The sequence below is a fragment of the Pseudomonas sp. SDO5522_S412 genome (genome assembly GCF_054071215.1).
The window spans coordinates 33,449-50,220 of sequence record NZ_JBSVWQ010000026.1 but is presented as its reverse complement, the minus strand read 5'-3'; the positions used below and the strand labels follow the sequence as shown (position 1 = coordinate 50,220).

Annotated in this window: 15 protein-coding genes; 7 read left to right on the top strand and 8 right to left on the bottom strand. The window is 61.1% G+C overall.

Translation table 11 applies throughout. The annotated features are described in order from the left end of the window. Window positions 1-155: 155 nt before the first annotated feature. From ACW9I6_RS08935 to ACW9I6_RS08920, 4 genes are read left to right on the top strand one after another with little or no spacing between them, the layout of a single operon-like run. Window positions 156-1,082 (top strand): DUF72 domain-containing protein, encoded by a 927-nt coding sequence (locus ACW9I6_RS08935; RefSeq protein ID WP_457339195.1) that lies wholly within the window; start codon window positions 156-158, stop codon window positions 1,080-1,082. Next, window positions 1,079-1,855 (top strand): endonuclease/exonuclease/phosphatase family protein, encoded by a 777-nt coding sequence (locus ACW9I6_RS08930; RefSeq protein WP_008436458.1) that lies wholly within the window; start codon window positions 1,079-1,081, stop codon window positions 1,853-1,855. The genes ACW9I6_RS08935 and ACW9I6_RS08930 overlap by 4 nt, the downstream gene beginning before the upstream one ends. Then, entirely contained in the window at window positions 1,852-3,150 is a 1,299-nt protein-coding gene (gene clsB, locus ACW9I6_RS08925; protein WP_457339194.1) for a cardiolipin synthase ClsB, read from the top strand. Before ACW9I6_RS08930 ends, clsB begins: the two co-directional genes overlap by 4 nt. Next, window positions 3,128-4,108: a lysylphosphatidylglycerol synthase domain-containing protein gene (locus tag ACW9I6_RS08920; protein WP_177021471.1), complete on the top strand. Its 981-nt coding sequence runs from the start codon at window positions 3,128-3,130 to the stop codon at window positions 4,106-4,108. Before clsB ends, ACW9I6_RS08920 begins: the two co-directional genes overlap by 23 nt. Here the strand turns inward: ACW9I6_RS08920 and ACW9I6_RS08915 are convergent. From ACW9I6_RS08915 to ACW9I6_RS08905, 3 genes are all read right to left on the bottom strand, one after another. Further along, window positions 4,095-4,847: an alpha/beta hydrolase family protein gene (locus ACW9I6_RS08915; protein ID WP_003210032.1), complete on the bottom strand. Its 753-nt coding sequence runs from the start codon at window positions 4,845-4,847 to the stop codon at window positions 4,095-4,097. The genes ACW9I6_RS08920 and ACW9I6_RS08915 overlap by 14 nt on opposite strands. Beyond that, window positions 4,837-5,946, bottom strand: coding sequence for a DUF3182 family protein (locus ACW9I6_RS08910; RefSeq protein ID WP_457339193.1), 1,110 nt, complete (start codon window positions 5,944-5,946; stop codon window positions 4,837-4,839). Before ACW9I6_RS08910 ends, ACW9I6_RS08915 begins: the two co-directional genes overlap by 11 nt. A 171-nt stretch (window positions 5,947-6,117) precedes the next feature. Beyond that, window positions 6,118-7,098, bottom strand: a complete 981-nt coding sequence (locus tag ACW9I6_RS08905; protein WP_457339192.1) for a GlxA family transcriptional regulator — start codon at window positions 7,096-7,098, stop codon at window positions 6,118-6,120. Window positions 7,099-7,193: 95 nt separating this feature from the next. On the opposite strand from ACW9I6_RS08905, the gene ACW9I6_RS08900 reads away from it, so the two are divergent. Continuing rightward, window positions 7,194-7,745, top strand: coding sequence for a cysteine hydrolase family protein (locus ACW9I6_RS08900; protein ID WP_102370002.1), 552 nt, complete (start codon window positions 7,194-7,196; stop codon window positions 7,743-7,745). An 11-nt stretch (window positions 7,746-7,756) separates the two neighbouring features. Here the strand turns inward: ACW9I6_RS08900 and tam are convergent, their stop codons facing one another. Beyond that, on the bottom strand, window positions 7,757-8,518 hold the full coding sequence (tam, locus tag ACW9I6_RS08895) for a trans-aconitate 2-methyltransferase (protein ID WP_457339191.1): 762 nt from the start codon (window positions 8,516-8,518) through the stop codon (window positions 7,757-7,759). A gap of 103 nt (window positions 8,519-8,621) precedes the next feature. Here tam and ACW9I6_RS08890 point away from each other — a divergent pair, with 103 nt between their 5' ends. Further along, a complete protein-coding gene (locus tag ACW9I6_RS08890; RefSeq protein WP_174717791.1) occupies window positions 8,622-9,530 on the top strand; it encodes a LysR family transcriptional regulator in 909 nt (302 codons plus the stop codon). Window positions 9,531-9,621: 91 nt separating this feature from the next. On the opposite strand, the gene ACW9I6_RS08885 is transcribed toward ACW9I6_RS08890, so the two are convergent. Beyond that, entirely contained in the window at window positions 9,622-10,140 is a 519-nt protein-coding gene (locus ACW9I6_RS08885; RefSeq protein ID WP_003210042.1) for a single-stranded DNA-binding protein, read from the bottom strand. Window positions 10,141-10,149: 9 nt separating this feature from the next. Then, window positions 10,150-11,544 (bottom strand): MFS transporter, encoded by a 1,395-nt coding sequence (locus ACW9I6_RS08880; protein ID WP_457339190.1) that lies wholly within the window; start codon window positions 11,542-11,544, stop codon window positions 10,150-10,152. A 178-nt stretch (window positions 11,545-11,722) separates the two neighbouring features. Between ACW9I6_RS08880 and uvrA the strand changes: the two genes are divergently transcribed. Further along, a complete protein-coding gene (gene uvrA / locus ACW9I6_RS08875; protein ID WP_003210046.1) occupies window positions 11,723-14,557 on the top strand; it encodes an excinuclease ABC subunit UvrA in 2,835 nt (944 codons plus the stop codon). A 68-nt stretch (window positions 14,558-14,625) separates the two neighbouring features. Here uvrA and bfr read toward each other — a convergent pair whose 3' ends face one another. Beyond that, complete coding sequence (gene bfr, locus ACW9I6_RS08870; RefSeq protein ID WP_003210048.1) at window positions 14,626-15,090, bottom strand: bacterioferritin; 465 nt, start codon at window positions 15,088-15,090, stop codon at window positions 14,626-14,628. A 155-nt stretch (window positions 15,091-15,245) separates the two neighbouring features. Continuing rightward, the gene (locus ACW9I6_RS08865; RefSeq protein ID WP_457339188.1) at window positions 15,246-16,694 is read right to left on the bottom strand and encodes a catalase; all 1,449 of its coding nucleotides are present in this window, start codon (window positions 16,692-16,694) and stop codon (window positions 15,246-15,248) included. Window positions 16,695-16,772 lie beyond the last annotated feature (78 nt).

Here is a 16,772-nt window from a genome sequence, read left to right as displayed (position 1 = left end):
AGTCAACAGAGACATCGACTGACCCACCGCTTTCGCGAGCAAGCCCGCTCCCACATTTTGAGAGGTGCCGTCTGTAGGACCGTCGAAACTTTCTCCCGATCCTCACAGTCATCCAAAAACGGAGGTCACCACACAGTTAACCCACGGGAGTCATCATGGCCGCGATTCATATCGGCATTTCCGGCTGGCGCTACACGCCCTGGCGGGGGGATTTCTACCCCGAGGGCCTGACCCAGAAGCGCGAGCTGCGGTTTGCCTCACGGGCGGTCAACAGCATCGAGATCAACGGCTCGTTCTACGCGCTGCAAACACCCAAGCGCTACGCCGAGTGGTATGGCGACACGCCTGAAGGGTTTGTGTTCAGCGTCAAGGCGCCGCGCTATATCACGCATATCCTGCGGTTGCGGGAGGTGCACAAGCCGATGGCGAATTTCTTCGCCTCCGGGGTGCTGGAACTCAAGGAAAAGCTCGGGCCGATCCTCTGGCAGTTCCCGCCCAGTTTCAAATTCGACCCGCCGTTGTTTGAAGCCTTTCTCGCCGAATTACCCACTACTACCCAGCAGGCCGCCGCCCTCGCCCGCGAGCATGAGCCGCGCCTGAACGGCAAGGCGAGCCTGCAAGCCCACGGTAAAAAGCCGCTGCGCCATGCGGTGGAGATTCGCCACAAGAGTTTCGCCGTGCCGGAGTTTGTCGAGATGCTCGACAAGCACGGCGTGGCCCTGGTGGTGGCCGACACAGCCGGCAAGTGGCCGTACCTGGAAGACGTCACGGCCAACTTTGTGTACCTGCGCCTGCATGGGGACAAAGCGCTGTATGCCAGCGGCTATACGTCCGAAGCGCTCAAGCGCTGGGGCAATCGCATCGAACGCTGGAGCCACGGCAAACAACCCGCCGATGCACAGTTGATCGACCCGAAGCACAAACCCCGCGCCCGCAAGCAGCGCGAGGTGTTTTGCTACTTCGATAACGACATCAAGGTGCGCGCGCCCTTCGACGCGCGCCAATTACTGCAGCGTTTTGGCCTGGATCAGGCACTGGCCACCGAACCCGGCAAGTTGCCGGACACGGGGGTGCTGTCATGACCCATCCGGAACTGATGCCAACCACGCCCAGCGAAACCATCACCCGCTTCAGGGTGCTGACGGTCAATACCCACAAGGGCTTCACCGCGCTCAACCGGCGCTTCATCCTGCCCGAGTTGCGCGAGGCGATCCGCAGCGTGGCCGCCGACGTGGTGTTCCTCCAGGAAATCCACGGCACCCACGAGCGCCATCCCAAGCGCTACAGCAACTGGCCGAGCATGCCGCAGTACGAGTTCCTCGCCGACAGTATCTGGCCGCAATACGCCTACGGTCGCAACGCGGTGTATCCCCATGGCGACCACGGTAATGCGTTGCTGTCAAAATTCCAGATCATCCGCTACGACAATCTCGACATCTCCCAGAGCGGGCACGAAAGTCGCGGGCTGCTGCATTGCGTGCTGCGCTTGCCGGGCAACGTGCAGGACGTGCATGCCATCTGCGTGCACCTGGGGCTGCGGGAAGTCCATCGCCAGCAGCAACTGCGCCTGATCGCGCAGCGGGTCGCCGAGATTCCCGCCGACGCGCCGGTGATTGTCGCCGGTGATTTCAATGACTGGCGCCAGCGCGCCGATCTCGCCCACTGCGGGCTGCGGGAAGTGTTTATCGAAACCCACGGCAAGCCGGCCCGCACCTTCCCGGCGCGCCTGCCGCTGCTGCCGCTGGACCGCATCTATGTGCGCAACCTCAAGGTGCATCAGCCCCAAGTCCTGACCAGCCGCCCGTGGTCACACTTGTCGGACCATGCGCCGCTGTCGGTGGAGATCGAGCTATGAACAGCGCACCACTGGAAAAGGTCGCGGTGGAACACATCGCGACCGACCAACCGCCGGACGATGCCGTGGCCCGGGATCTGGATTACGGCTGGCAGAGCGGTAACCAGATCGAGTTGCTGGAGAACGGCGAGGCCTACTTTCCCAAAGTGTTCGAGGCGATGCGCCAGGCCCAGCGGGAGATCTTGCTGGAGACCTTTATCCTTTTCGAAGACAAGGTCGGCCACGAGCTCAAAGGCATTTTGATCGAGGCGGCGCAGCGTGGCGTCAAGGTCGTCGCCAGCCTCGATGGCTTTGGTTGTGGTGAGCTGACACCGGGGTTTCTCAGCGAATTGAGCCAGGCCGGCGTGACCGTGCAGATGTTCGACCCGGCGAGCAAGACATTGGGTTTTCGCACCAACTGGTTTCGCCGCCTGCACCGCAAGATTGTGGTGGTGGATGCCAGTGTGGCGTTTATCGGCGGGATCAATTTCTCGGCGGATCACCTGGGGGATTTCGGCCCCGAGGCCAAGCAGGATTATGCCGTGCAGGTGCAGGGCCCGGCAGTCGCCGACCTGCATCATTTCGCCCTCGCACAAAGTGGCCGGCGTGTGCGCAAGCGGCGCGGCTGGCGGCGCGAGCAACGCCCGTCGCCATGGGCTGCCGGCGATGGCGATGGCCTGGTACGGCTGATCTACCGGGACAATCTGCAACACCGTACCGATATCGAGGAGGCCTACCTGCACGCCCTGCGCAAGGCCGAGCGGCGGGTGGTGATCGCCAACGCCTATTTCTTTCCCGGCTACCGCCTGCTGCGGGAAATTCGTAATGCCGCGCGGCGCGGCGTGCACGTGCAGTTGATCATGCAGGGCCAGCCGGATGTGCTGCTGGCCAAGCTGGCGGCACGCATGCTCTATGACTATTTGCTCAAGGAAGGCGTGGTGATCCACGAGTACTGCCAGCGTCCGTTGCACGGCAAGGTGGCGCTGGTGGATGAAGAGTGGAGCACGGTGGGTTCGAGCAATCTCGACCCGTTGAGCCTGTCGCTGAACCTGGAGGCGAATGTGCTGGTTCGTGATCGTGCCTTCAACCAGCAGTTGTTCGAGCGCCTGGAATACCTGAGCCAGAACCACTGCAAGACCATGCCGGAAAACCGCGCGCCTCGCGGCTGGTTCTGGCGGGTGACCGTGGGTTTCGTGGTGTTCCATGTGCTGCGGCATTTTCCGTCGTGGACCGGCTGGTTGCCGGCCCACAAGCCGAGGTTGAAACCCTTCGTTCTTGAGGAGCGTGCGGATCATGACCCAAGCTCGCATCGCTGAAGAAAGCGCTCGCCCCGGCTTCTTGAAACGCTGGAAAAAACCGCTGACGGTGGTGTTTTTCCTGGTGCTGATCGTGTTGTTCACCCTGCTCGCCCGGCGTATCGACTGGAGCGAAGTGCTCGACACCCTGGGCGACTTCAAGCTGCGCACGCTGCTCATCGCGGGTGCGCTGACCCTGTGCAGTTTCCTGGTGTATTCGTGCTTCGACCTGATCGGCCGCACCTACATCCGCCAGCCGTTGGGCTGGAAGCAGATTTTGCCGGTGGGCATCATCAGCTATGCGTTCAACCTCAACCTGAGCGCGTGGGTAGGTGGCATCGCCATGCGCTATCGGTTGTATTCCCGACTCGGGGTGAGCAGCGGGAACATCGCGAAGATCCTCGGCTTGAGCCTGGCCACCAACTGGTTCGGCTACATGGCGATTGCCGGCGCGGTATTCAGCAGCGGGCTGGTGACATTGCCGCCGGGGTGGAAGCTCAGCAGCGGTGCGTTGCAAGGCGTCGGCGTGCTGTTGGTACTGGCGAGCCTGGGTTACCTGCTGGCCTGTCGCTTGTCGAAAAAGCGCGCATGGTCGATACGCGGGATTGAAATCAGCCTGCCGTCGCTGCGCATGGCAGTGTTGCAGTTGGCGCTCGGCGCGCTGAACTGGTCGCTGATGGCAGCAGTGATTTTTACCCTGCTGCCCAAGCAGCTGGATTACCCCGTGGTGCTCGGGGTGTTGCTGATCAGCAGCATTGCCGGGGTGGTCACGCATATCCCGGCAGGGCTGGGTGTGCTGGAGGCAGTGTTCATTGCCTTGCTGCAGCACGAAGCGTCCCGCGGCAGTCTGCTCGCGGGGCTGATCGCCTACCGCGCAATCTACTTCATCCTGCCGTTGCTGGTGGCCCTGGTGATGTACCTCGCGGTCGAAGCCAAGGCCAAGGCGTTGCGCGTGAAGAAAACGCCTACGACTGGATGATGCTCAAGCGCTCGCCCACCACCATCTCGGTAATCCAGTCCACCAGGATCGAGGTGTAGGCCTGCTGGGACACAGGGTCGCTCAGGGAGTGGTCCGCACCGTCGATAATCCGGTGGGTCAGCGAGTGCGTCTGCTGGCAGGCGGCGCGGTAGCTCATGATGGTGGCGTGGGGCACGTGGTCATCCGTTTCGGATTCAACGATCAGCACATCACCGGTGAACGCCGCGCAGGCATGCAGCGCGCGATTGGTTTCGGCGTGCACAAAGGTGCCGCGATAATCCATCAGGTCGGCTTTATCGAGGTCGCGCTTGGGCTTGAGCCATTCCTGGTCGCGGTACAGCGCCGGCACCCGCAAAGCCAGCCAGCGCACGGGGCGCAGCGAAGTGAGGATGGCGGCCAGGTAACCGCCGTAGCTGGTGCCAACCACCGCCACCGCCGAGGTGTCGATGGCCGGGTGTGACAACAGGCGGTCGTAGGCCGCGAGCAGGTCGCGCAGGTTGTCTTCGCGGGTGACGCGGGATAACGGAATGCCGTTGCCGGCATGGCCGCGCAGGTCGAATGTAAGGCATACACAACCGAGCCCGGCGATACCCTTGGCGCGTTCCAGGTCACGCTCCTGGCTCCCGCCCCAGCCGTGCACAAACAACACCCCCGGTACTTTCGATTTGGGACTGAGGAAGGTCCCGCTCATCTGTTCGTCGTCGATATCAATGGCAATGGTTTCGCTTCTAGCCGTCATAGGATTTGACCGTCACGTACTTGAGAAGAAAGTCGCTGTTTTCTGCCGGGCCCCGGTACACCTCGATCGCGTCAGCCGGCAGTGGCTGGTCGACGTAGGTTTCTACCGACGAGACATAAATCGCCCGCAGCCCGGGATTGTTGACGAAGCTTTGCAGCGCCGCGACTTCCGCGCTGCTGGCCCCGCCCATGCGCCAGGATTGCTCGAGCACGCCGCTGCGGCGTTGGCCGTCGCTGTCCAGGCCCTGGGCGATATCGTAATTGCGCCGCGAGGCGTAGAACCCGGGATAGGCCTCATCCGCCGCGTTATCGAAGGCCTGCGCTTGCTGGATGGCCAGGCGCACGTCAGCGGGCAGGTCGAGCTTGAGCAGATCCTCGTAGTAGCCCTGGACCACCAACAGGTTGGAACCACCATAGACCTCTTCGCCCTGCCCGTCCCGGGTCAGGTATTGATCGCCGCAGTAGCTGATAACGTGATCGCCGATAAAGCTCTGGCCGACACTGTGGGTGACCACGTCACTCAGGTCCTGCTCCAGCACCACGCCGTCGCTGAACAATTGCGCCGCATCAGGGCGCGCGAGGATGGCGTCGAACTCGTCGAGGCTGCGGATCACTTCCTGGCCGCGACCGGCGCAGGCATGCACGGGCTTGAGACGGATCGGGCCGGTGTACAGCAAATGGGTCGCCGCCGGCCGCGCATCTTCCAGGGCGTGCACACTCAACCCATCCAGCACCACATTGCGGATGCGCTCGGAAAACAGCGGCGACCAGCCTTCGGGCGCAACCGCGTTTTTATTCAGCAAACCGTGGCTGATGGCCTTGGTGCAGATGAAATCGTGATCGACGTAGCCGCCCCACAAATCCTCAGGGCCTTTGACGCCGAATTGCCGCGCCTGGGCCGCGCCGACCAGCGTCTGAGTGGGCAATAGATAGAGGTCGCGCCCACTGTGCAGCTCAGGGTTATAGCTGCCGCCATATTTGAGCCCAAGGACGTGCGCCAGCCAACGGGCCAGGGCGCGGTTGGTCTCCACTTCGTGCAATGGCGCTTGCGGACGGATTGAATGCGCCACCACGATTTTTTTGCGATTTGTCGGGGTCATGCGTCCCCCTTGGCTCTGCTGCCATGTGTGTAAGGAAACGGTAGCAGGGATCAAGCCAAGGCGGCGTTTGTTTAAACGCGCGGGGAATCAATCAGTTGCGGGAAAAGCGATAGCACTTGGCCTGTTTTATTCTGCACGAAATGCTCAAGGTGTCGCGGTTTTCTGCACGATTCAGGCTTGCGCCTTAGAGGGCGTCACGCCGAAACGGCTGCGGTAATCACTTGGCGCCAGCCCGGTGATTTTCTTGAAGGTGGCGCGGAAGGCGCCGGGGTCCTGATACCCCACGGTCCAGGCGATGTGATCAATGGTGCCGTTGGTGAACTCGAGCATTTGGCGCGCCTTGCCGACACGCAGGTGCTGGCAATATTCGGTGGGTTTCAAACCGGCGGCGGCGCGGAACCGTCGCAGGAAGGTGCGTTCCTCAAGTCCCGCCTCCTGCGCCATGGCAGCCAACGAAACATCCACCGCACCGCTGGCCTGCAGCCAATGTTGCACCTTGAGAATCGCAGCGTCGCCATGGGCAAGGATCGGCGCAAAGTTACTGCCGCATTCACTGGCGCTGTCGCTGTGTTCGATCACCAGGAAACGCGCGGTGCTGGCAGCGATGCTCGGGCCGAGCAAACGGTCCACCAGGCGCAGGCCCAATTCGGACCAGGCCATGAGGCCGGCGGTGGTGATCAAGTCGCCGTCGTCGACGATGGGTTTGTCGGCTTCCAGGCGAATCGCCGGATAACGGGCGGCGAAGGTTTTCGCCGACGTCCAGTGCGTGGTGGCGCTGCGACCGTCCAACAGGCCGCTTTCCGCCATCAGGATCGAACCTACGCACACGCCGCCCAGAATGGTCCCGGAGCGATGTTGCTGGCGCAGCCAATCCAGCAATTCGGCGGACGCCTGGCCCTCGGAAAAGCCGGCAATGGAGGGTGGAATCAGCAAGGCTGTCAACCTATCCCCGCTACCGGGCTCGCTATCGAATACACGGGTCGGCGCACCGCCTGTTTCAGCCTGCCAATGGCTGATGCGCAGGGACGGCAGTTGCTCGGACTGATGCTCGGTCGCAATCCGGTTGGCGACCGCGAACAGGTCGGTCAAGCCATGCACGGCGGCCATTTGCGCACCGCTGTAGATCAGCACGCCGAGCTCGACGATCGCCATTGTCAGTTTTCCCTCTGTTATTGTCGGTGCGGCCAATCCCCAGGCGTCACGCCAGCCAGGATACTGGACGCATCAACCCTCACAAGGAAACCAACATGGCCAAGCAAGCGCTCATCCTAATCGATATCCAGAACGACTACTTCCCCCAGGGCAAGTGGCCGCTAGACGGAGTGGACGCGGCGGCAGACAAGGCGCAGCAAGTGCTACAGGCATTTCGCCAGGCAGGCGATACGGTGATTCACGTACGCCACGAATTCACCTCCGACGATGCCCCCTTCTTCACCCCGGGCTCGGAAGGTGCACACCTGCACCCCAAGGTGCTGAACCAGGCCGACGAGCCCGTGGTGCTCAAGCATTTCGTCAATGCGTTCCGCGAAACCAACCTGCGGGCCCTGCTGGAACAACGCAGCATCACCGAACTGGTGGTGGTGGGCAGCATGAGCCATATGTGCATCGACGGCGTGGTGCGCGCCGCGTCGGACCTGGGCTACAGCGTGACCGTGATCCACGATGCCTGCGCCACGCGGGACCTGGAATTCAATGGCAGCGTCGTGCCGGCAGCCCAGGTGCATGCGGCGTTTATGTCGTCGCTGGGGTTTGCTTATGCGAGCGTGGTATCGGCGGAACAGTTCTTGTCCGCCGATTGACCTCTCCGCGCTTACCGGGTAGCGATGATGAACAGGCGCGGAAACGGCAGCAACACAGTGCCATCGGCCAACGCTGGATAAGCCTTGGTGATCCGCGCCAGGTACTCGTCGAGGAAGGCGTTCCTTTCTGACTCGGTCAGGGGCGCCAGGAATGGACGCAACGCCGAACCCTTGAACCACTCCACCACCGCGGCGGAACCTGCCAGCGGATGGTGGTAAGTGGTGCGCCATACATCCACGGTGGAACAGTGTTGGCTCAGCAACTCAAAGTAGTAGCTCGCGGTATGGCGTTCATTGTGTTTGACGCTGCCGATCTTTGCGGCCCACGGGCCGTCCGCCGCGACTTCCCGCGCCAGCTTGTGGGCCGGCTCGTCAAGATTGTCGGGCGTCTGCACCGCCAGGGTGCCGCCGGAGGTCAGTTGATTGACTAAATGCGGATACAGCGGGGCGTGATCAGGCAGCCATTGCAGCGATGCATTGGCGAGGATGACGTCGAATTTCTGCACAGGGTTCCAGGCGCCGATATCAGCCAATTCGAAGTTCAACGCGGGCAGGCGCTTGCGGGCGTCGACCAGCATGTCATCGGAACTGTCCATGCCGGTGACCACTGCCTGCGGAAAGCGATCAGCCAGGACTTCAGTCGAATTGCCCGGGCCGCAACCCAGGTCGACGGCGGTGCGCACATCACCCTCAGGGATGGCCGCTACCAGATCCCGGACGGGACGAGTGCGCTGTTGTTCGAACATCGAGTATTGCTTGGCTGACCAGGTCATTGCGGCATTCCTTCTTCTGTGAGGAGTGAGGACAGCCTAAATCTTGTGATCCATGAGAACAAATGCCACGATTGATCATCTCCCATACCTGAAAAGTATTCCTATGCTGGAGCTCAGGCAGCTCAGGGCCTTCGTCGCGATTGCCGAAGAAGGCTATATCACCCGCGCGGCAGAACGACTGGGCATGCAGCAACCGCCGCTGACCCGCCTGTTGCAAAGTCTTGAAGCCGAGTTGGGTGTGGTGCTGATGGAGCGCCTGCCACGAGGCGTGCGCCCGACCACTGCGGGGCTGGCCTTGCTGGAAGAGGCGCGGCATATCTTGGCCGGCGTCGATGGTGTGGCCGACATTGTGCGCCGCGCTGCCCGAGGTGAACGCGGACGCCTGGCGATTGGTTTCACCAGCTCTGCCGCCTTGCATCCGTTTGTGCCCAGCGTACTGCGCCTGTTTCGGGAAACCTTTGTCGGCGTTTCAGTGGTACTGGAAGAAGCCGGTACCGGTGAACTGCTGGACGCGTTGCTGCACGAAAAGCTCGACGCGGCGTTCATTCGCTCGCCGCTGAGCGGGACGCAGGCGTTGCAGGACCAGCCAATTCTGGTAGAGCCAATGTTGCTGGCGCTCCCTACCGATCATCCACTGGCTATCAACCCGTCGACGCCGCTGCCATTGGCGGCATTGGCCACCGAGGCGTTTGTGCTGTATCGCCGCCGGGTGGGGCTTGGGTTGTATGACGCGATTCTGGTGGCGTGTCGCGAAGCAGGTTTCAGCCCGCAGGTTGTGCAAGAGGCGCCGCGCATGACGGCGACATTGAGCCTGGTGGCTGCGGGGCTTGGGGTTTCGATTGTGCCTGCCTCAATGCAACGGTTGCGGGGCGACGGGATTGTTTATCGCGAGCTTTCGGAGTGCCGGAGCCTGGTGGCGCCGTTGCACCTGGCTACCCGGGTAGGTGATACGTCGTCGGTATTGGAGAGGTTTCGGGAGTTGGTGGTGAGCGCCGCTTCTACTGACGTTTAGCGGATTGCCGTGTCCGCAATGAAAAACCCCCGGGGCCAAGGCCACCGGGGGTTTTCTGGTGTTACGCGACAGTTCTGGGTCTCAAGCGACCTTAGAACGGAATATCGTCATCAAAGCTGTCGAAGTCGGCTGCCGGCTGAGGAGCGGCCTGCTGTGGCGCTGGACGCGACTCACGCTGTGGCTGCTGGGTTGGCTGCGGACGGGACTGCTGCTGTGGACGCGGCGCCGAGTTGGACATGCCGCCCTGGCCCTGTTGGTCGCCCTGTGGACGGCCGCCCAGCAGTTGCATGGTGCCTTGCATGTCGACCACGATTTCGGTGGTGTAACGCTTGATGCCGTCTTTTTCCCACTCGCGGGTTTGCAGCTTGCCTTCGATGTAGACCTGCGAACCTTTGCGCAGGTATTCACCGGCGATCTCTGCAACCTTGCCGAACATCGACACACGGTGCCATTCGGTTTTCTCGACCTTCTGGCCGGTTTGCTTGTCGGTCCACTGTTCGCTGGTCGCCAGACTCAGGTTGGTCACGGCGTTACCGTTCGGCAAGTAGCGAACTTCGGGATCCTGGCCGCATGTACCGACCAATATGACTTTGTTAACCCCACGGGCCATAACGTTCTCCTAGGCTGGGCGCGCTGTCGGCACTGGGTTGACCAGTTGCTCGAGCGTCGCGCGATCCAATAATTCGGTGTCCAATTTGATGTAGATGGCGGCTTCTTCAGTAACAACCACAGCATCCGTAACCCCAACAACGGCCTTAAGGCGCTCGACCAGACCGGCTTCGCGGATCGCTTCGGGCGATAACGGCAAGCGCAGGCTCGTCACATAGGGAGGTTCGCGCATGGTAACAGCAAAGGCTAGCCAGAGGGCAGCCAGACCTGCGCATCCCAGGAACACAACCGACAAACCGCCATGCTGGAACATCCAGCCGCCCATGATCCCGCCCAGTGCAGAACCGAGGAACTGGCTGGTGGAATACACGCCCATCGCCGTGCCTTTGCCGCCGGCCGGTGAAACCTTACTGATCAGCGAAGGCAGTGAAGCCTCCAGCAGGTTGAACGCGGTGAAGAACACCACCGTGCCGATCACCAGCGCCCGCAGGCTGTCGCCGAACTGCCAGAAGAATAGCTCAGTGAGCATCAATGTCGCGACGGCGCCCAGCAGAACTCGTTTCATTTTGCGTTTCTTCTCGCCGTAGATGATGAATGGGATCATGGCGAAGAACGAAATCAGCAGCGCGGTGAGATAGACCCACCAGTGCTGCTCCTTGGGCAACCCGGCTTTTTGCACCAGGGCCAGGGGCAAGGCGACGAAGCTGCACATCAGCATTGCGTGTAATACGAAGATACCCAAATCCAGGCGCAACAGGTCCGGGTGCTTGAGTGTCGGCAGCAATGCCTGCTTGGCGACGCCCGACTCACGGTGCTGCAACGGCCCCGTGGAATGCGGAACCATGAAGGCGACAATCACGATGCCGAACAGCGCCATGCCACCGGTGGCCAGGAACAGACCGTGCAAGCCGAACGCGCGGGTCAGCAGCGGGCCGACTACCATCGCCACGGCGAACGAAAGACCGATGGTCATGCCGATCATCGCCATGGCCTTGGTACGGTGTTGTTCGCGGGTCAGGTCGGAGAGCAGTGCCATGACGGCGGCGGAAATCGCGCCGGCGCCTTGCAGGACGCGTCCGGCGATCACGCCCCAGATAGAGTCGGCATTGGCCGCAAGCAGACTGCCCAGGGCGAAGACGATCAGGCCGAGGTAGATCACCGGCCGGCGGCCGATGCGGTCGGAAATGACGCCGAACGGAATCTGAAACAGCGCCTGGGTCAGGCCATAGGCGCCAATCGCCAGGCCGATCAGGGCCGGGGTCGCTCCTGCGAGATCCATTCCATAGGTCGCCAGCACCGGCAACACCATAAACATGCCAAGCATACGGAATGCGAACACCAGGGCCAGACCGCTTGCTGCGCGGGTCTCGCTGCCACTCATGCGTTCGCTGTGGGGATCGTGCATGGATAAACCTCGTGTGAACCGGCGGCGATTCTACCAGTCCCATCGATTGAGAGGGTATATGCGGCGCTTTGCCGCGCAGCTTTCATGTAAGGCTGCACCCGGCACTTTGACAGTGTATATTCATCCAGTCTTTAGCCGTATACTCCTGCATTATTTACGCCCGCCGTGCGAGGCCATCTTGGACAAGATCCTGATTCGTGGGGCTCGAACCCACAACCTGAAGAACATCGACCTGACCCTGCCACGGGACAAACTGATCGTCATCACCGGCTTGTCCGGGTCCGGCAAGTCGTCCCTGGCGTTTGACACGCTGTACGCCGAAGGCCAGCGCCGCTATGTGGAATCCCTGTCGGCCTATGCCCGCCAGTTCCTGTCGATGATGGAAAAGCCCGACGTCGACACCATTGAAGGCCTGTCGCCTGCGATTTCCATCGAACAGAAATCCACCTCCCACAACCCGCGTTCCACCGTGGGCACCATCACCGAGATCTACGACTACCTGCGCCTGCTGTATGCCCGCGTGGGTATTCCCCGCTGCCCGGACCACGACATTCCCCTGGAAGCCCAGACCGTCAGCCAGATGGTCGACCTGGTGCTGGCCCAGCCGGAGGGCGCCAAGCTGATGCTGCTGGCACCGGTGATTCGCGAGCGCAAGGGTGAACACCTTTCGGTCTTTGAAGAACTGCGTGCCCAGGGTTTCGTGCGTGCCCGCATCAACGGCAAGCTCTACGAGCTGGACGAAGCGCCGAAGCTGGATAAACAGAAGAAGCACTCGATTGATGTGGTCGTCGACCGTTTCAAGGTGCGTGCCGATTTGCAGCAGCGCCTGGCGGAGTCTTTCGAGACCGCGCTGAAGCTGGCAGACGGCATTGCCCTGGTGGCGCCGATGGACGACGAGCCCGGGGAAGAAATCATCTTCTCCGCGCGCTTCGCCTGCCCGATCTGCGGCCATGCCATCAGCGAGCTGGAACCGAAGCTGTTTTCCTTCAACAACCCGGCCGGCGCTTGCCCGACCTGTGATGGCCTGGGGGTTAAGCAATTCTTCGACATCAAGCGCCTGGTCAACGGTGACCTCACACTGGCGGAGGGTGCGATACGTGGCTGGGACAGGCGTAACGTCTATTACTTCCAGATGCTGGGGTCGTTGGCTTCGCACTACAAGTTCAGCCTGGAAGTGCCGTTCAACGAACTGCCCGCCGAACAGCAGAAATTCATCCTGCATGGCAGCGGTTCGCAGAACGTCGACTTCAAGTATTTGAATGACCGTGGCGATATCGTCAAACGCTCGCACCCGTTCGAAGGCATCGTGCCGAACCTGGAGCGGCGCTACCGCGAGACAGAGTCCGCCAGCGTGCGCGAGGAGCTGGCCAAGTTCCTCAGCACCCAGCCTTGCCCGGATTGCCGTGGCACACGCCTGCGCCGTGAGGCGCGGCATGTGTGGGTTGGCGAGAAGACCCTGCCGGCAGTGACCAACCTGCCGATTGGCGATGCCTGCGAATACTTCGGCACGCTGAAACTGACGGGCCGCCGCGGGGAAATTGCCGACAAGATCCTCAAGGAGATTCGTGAACGGCTGCAGTTCCTGGTCAACGTGGGCCTGGACTACCTGTCGCTGGACCGCAGTGCCGACACGCTTTCCGGCGGTGAAGCCCAGCGGATTCGCTTGGCCAGCCAGATCGGTGCCGGCCTGGTGGGCGTGTTGTACATCCTCGATGAACCGTCGATTGGTTTGCATCAACGGGACAACGACCGTTTGCTGGGCACGCTGAAGCACCTGCGGGACATCGGCAATACGGTGATCGTGGTCGAGCACGATGAAGACGCGATTCGCCTGGCCGATTATGTGGTCGATATCGGCCCGGGAGCGGGCGTTCACGGTGGGCATATTGTCGCCGAGGGCACGCCGGCTGAAGTGATGGCGCATCCTGACTCGCTGACCGGTAAGTACCTGTCGGGTCGCGTGAAGATCGCCGTGCCGGCCAAACGCACCCCGCGCAACAAGAAGATGGCACTGCACCTCAAGGGCGCGCGTGGCAACAACCTGCGCAATGTAGACCTGGAGATCCCGCTGGGCCTGCTGACCTGTGTGACCGGTGTATCCGGTTCGGGCAAATCAACGCTGATCAACAACACGCTGTTCCCGTTGAGTGCCACTGCACTGAACGGCGCGACCACCCTGGAAGCCGCCGCTCACGACAGCATCAAGGGCCTGGAACACCTGGACAAGGTGGTCGATATCGACCAAAGCCCGATTGGCCGCACACCGCGCTCCAACCCGGCGACCTACACCGGGCTGTTCACGCCGATTCGCGAGCTGTTCGCCGGCGTGCCGGAATCGCGCTCCCGTGGCTACGGGCCTGGCCGGTTCTCGTTCAACGTCAAGGGCGGCCGCTGCGAAGCGTGCCAGGGCGATGGCTTGATCAAGGTGGAGATGCACTTCCTGCCGGACATCTACGTGCCGTGCGACGTGTGCAAGAGCAAGCGCTACAACCGCGAAACCCTGGAGATCAAGTACAAGGGCAAGAGCATCCACGAAACCCTCGAGATGACGATCGAGGAAGCGCGGGTGTTCTTCGACGCGGTACCGGCCCTGGCGCGCAAGCTGCAGACACTGATGGATGTTGGCCTGTCGTACATCAAGCTGGGTCAGTCGGCGACGACGCTCTCGGGTGGCGAGGCCCAGCGGGTCAAGCTGTCTCGCGAGCTGTCCAAGCGTGATACCGGCAAGACGCTGTACATCCTCGACGAGCCGACCACAGGCCTGCACTTCGCGGATATCCAGCAATTGCTGGATGTGCTGCATCGCCTGCGTGACCACGGCAATACGGTGGTAGTGATCGAGCACAATCTGGATGTGATCAAGACCGCCGACTGGCTGGTGGACCTGGGGCCGGAAGGCGGTTCCAAAGGTGGGCAGATCATTGCGGTCGGCACACCGGAGCAAGTCTCGGAGATGAAGCAGTCTCACACCGGCTTCTACCTCAAGCCTCTGCTGGCTCGCGACAAGGACTGATTGTTCAGCCCCACGAAAAAGCCCCTGTCACCGTGTAAGTGACAGGGGCTTTTTCGTAGCTGGAGGAATCAGAACTGCGATTGCAGGTAATTCTCCAGGCCAATCAGCTTGATCAGGCCCAACTGCTTTTCCAGCCAGTAGGTGTGATCTTCTTCGGTGTCATTCAACTGCACCCGCAGGATTTCCCGCGTGACGTAGTCGTTGTGCTGCTCGCAGAGCTCAATGCCCTTGCAGAGCGCGGCACGGACCTTGTACTCAAGGCGCAAGTCGCTGGCGAGCATCTCAGGCACCGTGGTGCCGGTATCCAGGTCGTCGGGACGCATACGGGGCGTGCCTTCGAGCATCAGGATACGGCGCATCAGTGCGTCGGCGTGCTGTGCCTCTTCTTCCATTTCATGGTTGATACGCTCGTAGAGTTCGGTAAAGCCCCAGTCTTCGTACATCCGCGAGTGAATGAAATATTGGTCACGAGCTGCCAGTTCGCCCGTCAGCAACGTGTTGAGGTAATCGATTACGTCGGGGTGACCTTGCATCGCCCTACATCTCCCTGCTTGAAAGTCTGTAGTTTGAACCATGATGACCCGGAGGTCACGGGACCAACGGCAGAAAAGTGAAGATTTCCGGTGAAAAGTAGCTTAAATAACGCAAAAACCGCCCAAATGAGGGCGGTTCTGCTTATCGTTTAGAGTCAGTTCAGCGATACACCCAGTGCAGATGCGATCCCTTCTCCATAAGCCGGGTCGGCCTTGAAGAAGTACTGCAACTGGCGCTGCACCACGTCGCTGGAAACACCCGCCATTGCGCCGGCGATATTGTTGATCAGCAGGGCTTTCTGCTCATCGTTCATCAGGCGGAACAGCGCACCGGCATGGCTGTAGTAGTCGGTATCTTCGCGGTGATCGTAACGATCAGCCGCACCGCTCAGGGCCAAGGCTGGCTCGGCGTACTGAGGAGCCTGCTTCGGCGCATCGGCGTAGCTGTTTGGCTCGTAATTGGGGGCCGCACCACCATTGGAGCCGAATGCCATCGAACCATCACGCTGGTAGCTGTTGACTGGGCTGCGTGGCGCATTCACCGGCAGTTGCTGGTGATTGGTACCTACGCGGTAGCGATGGGCATCGGCGTAAGCGAACACGCGCCCTTGCAGCATGCGGTCTGGCGACAGGCCAACACCCGGGACCATGTTGCTTGGACCGAAAGCCGCCTGTTCAACTTCAGCGAAGTAGTTCAGCGGGTTGCGGTTCAGTTCCAGCTCACCCACTTCGATCAGCGGGAACTCTTTCTGCGACCAGGTCTTGGTCACGTCGAACGGGTTTTCGTAGTGAGCGTTGGCCTGGGCCTCAGTCATGATCTGAATGCACACGCGCCATTTCGGGAAGTCACCACGCTCAATAGCACCGAACAGATCGCGCTGAGCGTAATCAGGGTCGGTACCCGCCAGGCGTGCAGCGTCAGCCGGCGCCAGGTTCTTGATACCTTGCTTGGTCTTGTAGTGCCACTTCACCCAGTGACGCTCGCCTTTGGCGTTAATCAAGCTGTAGGTGTGACTGCCGAAGCCGTGCATGTGACGGTAGCCGTCCGGGATGCCACGGTCCGAAAACAGGATGGTGACCTGGTGCAGCGCCTCAGGGGAGTGCGACCAGAAGTCCCACATCATCTGTGCACTTTTCAGGTTGCTTTGCGGCAGGCGCTTTTGGGTGTGGATAAAGTCGGGAAACTTCAGCGGGTCGCGGATGAAGAACACCGGGGTATTGTTACCAACGATGTCCCAGTTGCCTTCTTCGGTGTAGAACTTCAACGCGAAACCACGCGGGTCGCGCTCAGTATCGGCCGAACCACGCTCGCCACCCACCGTGGAGAAGCGCAGGAAAGTCTGAGTTTGCTTGCCCACAGAATCGAACAGCTTGGCGCTGGTGTACTGCGTGATGTCTTGAGTGACGGTGAAGGTACCGTAAGCGCCCGAGCCTTTGGCGTGTACACGACGCTCAGGAATGTTTTCACGGTTGAAGTGAGCGAGCTTCTCGATCAGGTGAAAGTCGTCGAGCAGCAGCGGGCCGCGTGGACCGGCGGAACGGGAATTCTGGTTATCCGCGACAGGTGCGCCGCTGGCGGTAGTAAGGGTTTTATTCTGGCTCATGCTCAATCTTCCTCAGGTCAGTCTTGGAACTGCCGGCTAATCGGCTTGGAGCGATTATTGACCAGGAAGATGACACCA